A 7,724-nucleotide genomic window follows, 5' to 3' on the forward strand; every position below is an offset into this window, starting at 1 on the left:
CCAATGGCAGGGGCTCGAACGCACCGCAATGATCTCGTCAATTCTGGGCAGCTTCATCGTCACATGCGCCCGGCGCGCATGGATCGTCCTTCTGGTGTTCCTACTGCTCGGTTCGGGAACCGTATGGGTCACAATGACCCATCTTGGCGTTACAACCGACACCAGCAAAATGCTCTCCGACAAACTGGCCTGGAAACAGCGTTCCGACCGGCTAAGCAAGCTGTTTCCCCAGAAGGACGATCTGCTCGTCGCGGTGATCGAGGCGAAGCTGCCTGAAGAAGGACGCGCGGCCGCTCGTGAACTGGCGGCGCGGCTGTCGACCGACCATACGCATTTCAATTACGTGCGGCTGCCTGACGACAATCCCTACCTGAACCGCAACGGGTTGATGTTCCTCGATCCCAAGCCGCTGGAGAAGGTTCTGGACGACACCGTCGCCGCACAGCCGTTCCTCGGCGCGCTTGCCGCCGATCCTTCGTCGCGTGGCCTGTTCGATGCGCTTGGCCTGATCGCCGAAGGAGTCAAGCGCGGACAGGCCAATCTGAAAGGCTTTCAGTCCGCGCTCGACGGGTTCGCAGGCAATCTTGAAGCCGCCGCTGACGGGCGTCCGCAATTGCTGTCCTGGCAGAAACTGCTCGCCGGGGGGCTGAGCGATCTCTCCGGCCGTTATCAGTTCGTCATTACGCAGCCCAAGCTCGACTACGGCTCCCTGCAGCCGGGTGGAGAGCCGTCGAAAGCCATGCGGGACGCCGCCAACTCTCTTGAATTCGTCAAAGCGGGCGACGCACACGTTTACATCACCGGCGAAGTGCAGATCGACGACGAGGAATTCGCGACGGTGGCTCAGGGGATGGTCGCTGGTCTCCTCGGCTCCCTCGCCCTCGTCACGCTCTGGTTGATGCTGGCCGTGCGCACATGGCGCATCATTGCGCCCATCGTGATCACGCTTGTCATGGGTCTTCTTCTCACGACCGGCTTTGCCGCTATCGCCGTCGGCACGCTGAACCTGATCTCCGTCGCTTTCGCCATTCTCTTTGTCGGCATCGCGGTGGATTTCGCCATCCAGTTCTGCGTGCGCTTTCGAGGGCAACACCCGACAGCCCGTGGCGAAGCCGGAATCGAGGAGGCGCTGCTCTTCACCGGGCGGGAGACCGGGCACCAGATTCTCGTTGCGTCTCTGGCTACTGCCGCCGGGTTCCTGGCCTTCACGCCCACCGCTTTCGAGGGCGTAGCCCAGTTGGGGCTGATTGCAGGCGTCGGCATGATCGTCGCGTTCGTCTGCACCGTGGCTCTGCTGCCCGCGCTGTTGCGCATCTTCCAGCCGCGCGTGGACCTGCCGCTTACAGGATATCAGCAGCTTCGTCCTCTCGATCAGGCCATCCGCCGCTGGCGCGGGCCAATTCTGGGACTGTTCGGCGCGCTCGCCGCGCTCGGCCTGTTTCTGGCTCCGCACCTGAGCTTTGACGGTGATCCTCTGCATACAAAAGACCCGCATTCCGAGGGCATGCGGACGCTGCATCTGCTGATGAGCAACCCGATGTCGTCGCCATACAGCGCGGAATATCTCGCCCCCAATCTTGATGCGGCGAAGACCATGGCGGACAAGTTCTCCACGCTGCCAGAGGTGCATGACGCGATGTGGCTCGGCTCCTACGTGCCCGACGATCAGGACACGAAGCTGGCCCTTATTGCGGACGCGGCACAAATCCTGCTGCCGACGATCGTCGTCCCCAACCCCAAGCCGGCGCCAGACGCTGCAGCAATCCGCGCCTCAGCACAGGAGACCGCTGCGTCCCTGGGCAAAGTAACGGGCAATCTCGATGCGAAAGATCCTTTACGACGCATCCAGGCGGCTCTAGCGAAGCTTGCGCAGGCGAACGACGATTTGCTGTTGCGGACCAACGCCGCCCTCGTCCGTTTTCTCCCTACGCAGTTACAGACGCTGCAGGACGTTCTTTCCGCAACGCCGGTGACGATCAAGGACGTGCCTGCGGAAATCACCAGAGACTACCTGCTGCCGGACGGACGGGCGCTCGTCGAGGTTCACCCGAAGGGCGTGATGTCCAACACCGGCGCACTGCACAAATTCGTCACTGCCGTGCAGCAGGTCGAACCTGAAGCCACCGGGTCCGCCATCGACATCGTCGAAAGCGCACGCACCATCGTTCACTCGTTCATTGTTGCGGCTGTCTCGGCGTTCGTGATGATTGCCGTCATCCTGTTCGGCGCGTTGCGCCGCGTGCTCGACACCGCACTGGTGCTGGCGGCGCTGGCGATGTCCGCGTTGATGACGCTGATCCTGATCGTATGTGTTCCGGAGACTCTGAACTTCGCCAACATCATCGCGCTGCCGCTGTTGCTGGGCGTTGGCGTGTCGTTCAACATCTACTTCGTGATGAACTGGCGGTCCGGCGTGAAGGCGCCGCTCTCCTCCCCCACTGCGCGCGCTGTCGTATTCTCCGCGTTCACGACGGCGACGGCGTTCGGTTCGCTGGCCCTGTCGCACCACCCCGGAACCGCCAGCATGGGCCGCCTTCTGCTGCTTTCGCTTGCCTGCACACTAGCGGCGACGCTGTTTTTCATCCCGGCGCTTTTGCCGAAACGCCCGATCGACGATCACTGAAGCCAGTCGATTCAAAGGCAAAGGGCCGCCCGACGCGCAGGCGCCGAGTTCGAACTGACACGCGACGGGAGCAAGTTTTCCGCTCCCGCCTACAAGGCGGAGGATCGATATGACCGAGAGCGACCAGTTCCACTCGTATGTCCCGGCCGAAGGGCATGGCCTGAAACATGATCCGTTCAACGCGATCGTCGGACCCCGCCCGATCGGCTGGATCTCGACGCTCTCCCCGGACGGCGCTCCCAATCTCGCGCCCTACAGTTTCTTCAACGCCTTCAACTATACGCCGCCCATAATCGGCTTCTCCAGCACCGGATGGAAAGACACGGTGGCGAATATCGAGAAAACCGGGGAGTTCGTTTGGAACCTTGTCACCCGCACTCTGGCCGAGCGCATGAATATCACGTCGGCCGTCGTTCCGCCTGACGTCTCGGAGTTCGCGCTCGGTCATATACGGTCAACGCCGTCGGACATCGTCCGCCCGACGCGCGTGGCCGACAGTCCGGTCCAGTTCGAATGCCGCCTTACGCAGATGGTCCAGTTAAAGGACGCGGATGGGCGCGCGCTTGAGACGTGGATGACGTTCGGCGAGGTAGTGAAAGCGCATATCCGCGCAGATCTGGTCGCCAGTGGCGTTTACGATACGGTCGCGGCGCGACCGGTCCTACGCGCGGGCGGTCCTGCAGATTATTATGAAATCCGGACGGACTCGCTGTTTCAGATGCGACGCCCTCAGGGGGATGAGTTGACAAAGCTGCTGGACGGGCACCACGTCACAGATTGATAGCCCAAGGGTGATATTCATTCATCGACCGGGCCTTCGGGAACGAAAGGCCTGCTCGTTTCAAGGACACCCGGAATGACCGCCTCCTCCCCGCGGATCGCGATCCGTTACTGCACGCAATGCAACTGGCTTCTCCGCTCCGGATGGATGGCGCAGGAGTTACTGTCGACTTTCGGACAATCTCTCGGCGAGGTGGCGTTGATCCCCGACACGGGGGGACGCTTCGAGATCACCGTCGATGACATGGTGATCTGGGAGCGCAAACGTGACGGCGGTTTTCCGGGACCAAAAGAACTGAAGCAACGCGTACGCGACGTGATCGCACCCGATCGGGATTTAGGCCACGTCGACCGCTGAGCGACTGCCGCCACGCGACCGCCCCATCCAGACTAACGCCAACCCAACCAAAGTCAGCGCCGCCCCGGCGTAAGAGACCGCCGGAAAACCGAACCCGGCCGATAGAACAGCGCCGCCGAGAGCCGCGCCAAGCGCGTTGCCCATATTGAATGCGCCAATGTTGATCGAAGAGGCCAACCCCGGAGCTTCATGAGCCGCCTGCATCACGCGCATCTGCAACGGCGGGACCAAAGCGAATGTCGCCGCGCCCCACAGCAAGATCGCAATCGTTGCGCCAACATGCGTCAGCGCCGCCCAAGGCAGCGCCAGCATGATCACCCCCAGACCAACGAGAAACAGGGTGGTGCTGCGCGTCAAGTCCCTGTCGGCCATTTTCCCGCCGATGGCGTTACCGATGCTGAAGCCCACGCCCACAAGCGCCAGCATCGCCGTGATGAACGTATCTCCCGCTCCCGTCACATGCGCCAGCACCGGGGCGATATAGGTGTAGAGCGTAAACATGGCTCCCGCGCCCATGACTGTGGTCGCCAGCGCGCGCAGCACCTCTGGCCTGACAAGCACCCGGAGCTCCTGTCTGACGGCAGGCATTTTACCTTCGCCGCCAGCCGGCAGAGCAAGCTGCGCCATCGCCATCGCCAGCACGCCAAGCCCGGCGGTGGCGCCGAACGCCATGCGCCAGCCGATTGCCTCCCCGACCCAGGTCGCCGTCGGTACGCCGAAGATATTGGCGATCGTCAGTCCCATGAACATGCTGGCGATCGCGCTCGCTCGACGCGCGGGCGCTACAAGGCTGGCGGCCTCAATCGAGCCGAGACCGAAGAACGCGCCATGCGCAAGACTCGTCACCACGCGGGCAATGAGAAGCGTGTCGTATCCTGGCGCCAAAGCGGACATGACGTTGCCGACGGTGAAAACACCCATCAACGCCACCAGAGACGCCTTACGCGGAAACCGGGCCAACAGCAGCGTCACCACGGGTGCGCCCGCCATCACGCCGAGCGCATAGGCCGTCACCAACATTCCCGCAGCAGGGACCGAGACATGAAGATCCGTCGACAACACGGGCAGGAGACCCATTGGCGAGAACTCTGTCGTGCCGATGCCGAACGCACCCACCGCCAGAGCCAGAAGGGCGAGGCGTGTATTCATGTCGTCGATGTCTCCTGAACGATGCGGTTCTGCGCAACCAGCGCATGGAACGACGCGCCTGCGTCGATCGTAACCAATGGCGGAGCAAACTGAAACCCCAGCGGAACTTTGGGCTCGCCTCAAAGTGAGCGGCAATAGAGATTTCAGTGCAAAACAATCAACCCTGCGCTATACCGTTCTATTTTATAAATATTCGTCTTTTTCACAAAATAATTCCACCAAAAACGTTTCCGACCGCAAGATGACGCGGCCATTTATGGGAGAAATATAACTTATTTACAAAATACACAAAGAATATATTTCAAATATATGAAAATATCTTCGAAAATATACCATTCAAATCATATAAATTGGCGAAATTACTTTTTTAGAAGAAAAATTCTTGCACAATGCAATTTTGGAAAATATCGATAAAAATCGACCACATCCTAGAAGAAATTATATTTCTATAACGAGAAAAACACGTCCCGCGTGAGCTTATGATCACAACAAACTCGGAGAATAAAAAATATTCGGGGCGCAAACGCCTTCACGTCACGAAACCAATACATACCATCCCTTTTCGAAAATCTTACGTTAGGGAGCGGCGCCCCAAAGCCGCATGCAATTTCACTCATGAAGCCCCGGCGCTTCGCGTCCGGTCCGCGCCACATATTCTGTATAACCACCGTCATAGCGATGAATACCCTCGGGGGTCAGTTCCATTACACGGTTCGAGAGGGCGGCCAGAAAATGACGGTCATGCGACACGAACAGCATCGTCCCATCGTAATCCGATAGCGCTGAGATCAACATTTCCTTTGTGGCGATGTCGAGATGGTTCGTCGGTTCGTCGAGCACCAGAAAATTCGGCGGGTCATAAAGCATCAGCGCCATCACCAGCCGCGCCTTTTCTCCGCCCGACAGAACGCGGCAACTCTTGTCCACGTCATCGCCAGAAAATCCAAAACCGCCAGCAAGCGCTCGCAAGGATCCCTGCCCGGCCAGCGGAAACGCGTCGTTTAGAGTCTCGAACACCGTCCTGTCGCCGTCGAGAAGATCCATGGCGTGCTGCGCGAAGTATCCCATTTTCACGCTGCCGCCGAGCGTCACCGTACCGGCATCAGGTTCCGTCGTGCCCGTCACCAACTTCAGCAAAGTCGATTTACCGGCGCCATTGACCCCCAGCACGCAGCACCGCTCCTGCCGCCGAATCAACAGGTCCAACCCCTGATAGATGATGCGATCACCGTATTTTTTGTCCACGCCGCGCATGTTTGCGACAGCGTCGCCAGAACGCGGCGCCTGCGGAAAGGTGAAAGACAGTGTCTGGCGCCGCTTCGGCGGCTCAACGCGGTCAATCTTGTCCAACTTCTTCACTCGGCTCTGCACCTGCGCCGCGTGGGACGCGCGCGCCTTGAACCGTTCGATAAATGCAACCTCCTTCGCCAGCATCGCCTGCTGGCGATCAAACTGCGCCTGCTGTTGCTTTTCATTCAGCGCGCGCTGCTGCTCATAAAATTCGTAATCGCCGGTGAAGCTGGTAAGGGCGCCTCCGTCGATTTCGATGACCTTGTTGATGATTCGGTTCATGAAGGCCCGGTCATGCGAGGTCATCAGCAGGGCGCCGTCGTATCCCGCCAGAAACTGCTCCAACCAGATCAGGCTTTCCAGATCGAGATGGTTGCTGGGCTCGTCAAGCAACATGACATCCGGCTTCATCAGCAAAATGCGTCCGAGCGCCACCCGCATCTTCCACCCGCCGGACAGCCGACCGACGTCGCCATCCATCATCGTCTGGCTGAACCCCAGACCGTGCAAAACCTCCCGCGCACGGCCGTCAAGAGCGTACCCGCCCAGTTCCTCGAATCGGGCCTGCACCTCCCCGAAGCGCTCAAGAATAGCGTCCAGTTCGTCGAGCCGCTCTGGATCCGCCATCGCGGCTTCCAGTTCCGTCAGTTCGGCGCCGATCTCAGCGACGGGCCCCGCCCCATTCATGACCTCGGCGACCGCGCTCCGGCCTGCCATTTCTCCAACGTCCTGATTGAAAAACCCGATCGAGACGCCCCGATCAGCCAGAACCTGCCCCTCGTCGGGCTCTTCCTGCCCGGTGATCAGCCGAAACAGCGTCGTCTTACCGGCACCATTAGGCCCAACCAGCCCTACTTTTTCGCCTCTCTGGAGCGCTGCTGTCGCTTCGATGAAGATGACGCGGTGGCCATTGTGCTTGCTGATATTGTCGAGACGGATCATTGGGCCTCAGGCGCATGGTACGATTAGAAACGGGAGCGCCCTTATTACCCACGCCCGGTGCGCCGTAAACTGCAAGGTCCTTCCGCACGCCACGGCGGCGCCTCAAGCGCATCGGCGCCGAATGAGGCTACAAGCGCTCCCGTCGCCACCGGCTCTGATCGAGAAAACGCAGCTACACCGGCCTGACGCCGGCAGGACTGACGTTGCTACGCCGTTGACCGGCAACAGGAGGCTTATTATCGGGACGGCGGGTCGGGGATTTGTTGATTGGAGAAGGCGCAGCGTCCTGGTTTCAGGCTCGATGGGCAGGCGCTAATGGTTTTGGGTGACGGGTTTCGCTCGGCGTTTTGGGGCAAAGCGAGCAGCGTTATACGTTGCCTTTAACTACACACCCGCGCCGACCCCTTTCAGGAACAGAGAGCCACAAATATCAAAACAATATCTGGTCAGCCTGCGCCTTATGTCGACGCGATGATAGAATCACAAAAAATTTGCCAAAAAAAGAAATTTTTTTCGATTCTGTCATCTGGAGGGATCGAAGAACCCTTGATTGATACTCTTGTCTGGTGATTTTAGGCTTTT

6 protein-coding genes are annotated in these 7,724 nt (G+C 59.6%); 4 read left to right on the plus strand and 2 right to left on the minus strand.

The annotated features are described in order from the left end of the window. The first annotated feature begins 28 nt into the window (after nt 1-28). The 3 genes from J2D73_RS13145 (at nt 29) to J2D73_RS13155 (ending at nt 3,761) form a co-directional block, all read left to right on the plus strand. The gene (locus J2D73_RS13145; protein ID WP_207881982.1) at nt 29-2,623 is read left to right on the plus strand and encodes an MMPL family transporter; all 2,595 of its coding nucleotides are present in this window, start codon (nt 29-31) and stop codon (nt 2,621-2,623) included. A 109-nt stretch (nt 2,624-2,732) separates the two neighbouring features. Beyond that, on the plus strand, nt 2,733-3,404 hold the full coding sequence (locus J2D73_RS13150) for a flavin reductase family protein (RefSeq protein ID WP_207881983.1): 672 nt from the start codon (nt 2,733-2,735) through the stop codon (nt 3,402-3,404). 75 nt (nt 3,405-3,479) lie between these two features. Next, entirely contained in the window at nt 3,480-3,761 is a 282-nt protein-coding gene (locus tag J2D73_RS13155) for a SelT/SelW/SelH family protein (RefSeq protein WP_086644304.1), read from the plus strand. On the opposite strand, the gene J2D73_RS13160 is transcribed toward J2D73_RS13155, so the two are convergent. Continuing rightward, the gene (locus J2D73_RS13160) at nt 3,741-4,910 is read right to left on the minus strand and encodes an MFS transporter (protein ID WP_207881984.1); all 1,170 of its coding nucleotides are present in this window, start codon (nt 4,908-4,910) and stop codon (nt 3,741-3,743) included. The two genes, J2D73_RS13155 and J2D73_RS13160, sit on opposite strands and share 21 nt — an antisense overlap. Nucleotides 4,911-4,986: 76 nt before the next feature. Here J2D73_RS13160 and J2D73_RS13165 point away from each other — a divergent pair, with 76 nt between their 5' ends. Further along, on the plus strand, nt 4,987-5,181 hold the full coding sequence (locus J2D73_RS13165; protein ID WP_207881985.1) for a hypothetical protein: 195 nt from the start codon (nt 4,987-4,989) through the stop codon (nt 5,179-5,181). 338 nt (nt 5,182-5,519) lie between these two features. On the opposite strand, the gene J2D73_RS13170 is transcribed toward J2D73_RS13165, so the two are convergent. Beyond that, nucleotides 5,520-7,142 (minus strand): ABC-F family ATP-binding cassette domain-containing protein, encoded by a 1,623-nt coding sequence (locus tag J2D73_RS13170; RefSeq protein ID WP_207881986.1) that lies wholly within the window; start codon nt 7,140-7,142, stop codon nt 5,520-5,522. Nucleotides 7,143-7,724 lie beyond the last annotated feature (582 nt).

It is taken from the genome of Acetobacter sacchari, assembly GCF_017377715.1.
Lineage (GTDB): Bacteria > Pseudomonadota > Alphaproteobacteria > Acetobacterales > Acetobacteraceae > Acetobacter > Acetobacter sacchari.

What these genes read in the sequence shown, in the direction of transcription:
- J2D73_RS13145 (WP_207881982.1), top strand. Translation starts at nt 29, where the DNA reads ATGATCTCGTCAATTCTGGGCAGCTTCATCGTCACATGCGCCCGGCGC.
- J2D73_RS13150 (WP_207881983.1), top strand. Translation starts at nt 2,733, where the DNA reads ATGACCGAGAGCGACCAGTTCCACTCGTATGTCCCGGCCGAAGGGCAT.
- J2D73_RS13155 (WP_086644304.1), top strand. Translation starts at nt 3,480, where the DNA reads ATGACCGCCTCCTCCCCGCGGATCGCGATCCGTTACTGCACGCAATGC.
- J2D73_RS13160 (WP_207881984.1), bottom strand. Translation starts at nt 4,910, where the DNA reads ATGAATACACGCCTCGCCCTTCTGGCTCTGGCGGTGGGTGCGTTCGGC.
- J2D73_RS13165 (WP_207881985.1), top strand. Translation starts at nt 4,987, where the DNA reads ATGGCGGAGCAAACTGAAACCCCAGCGGAACTTTGGGCTCGCCTCAAA.
- J2D73_RS13170 (WP_207881986.1), bottom strand. Translation starts at nt 7,142, where the DNA reads ATGATCCGTCTCGACAATATCAGCAAGCACAATGGCCACCGCGTCATC.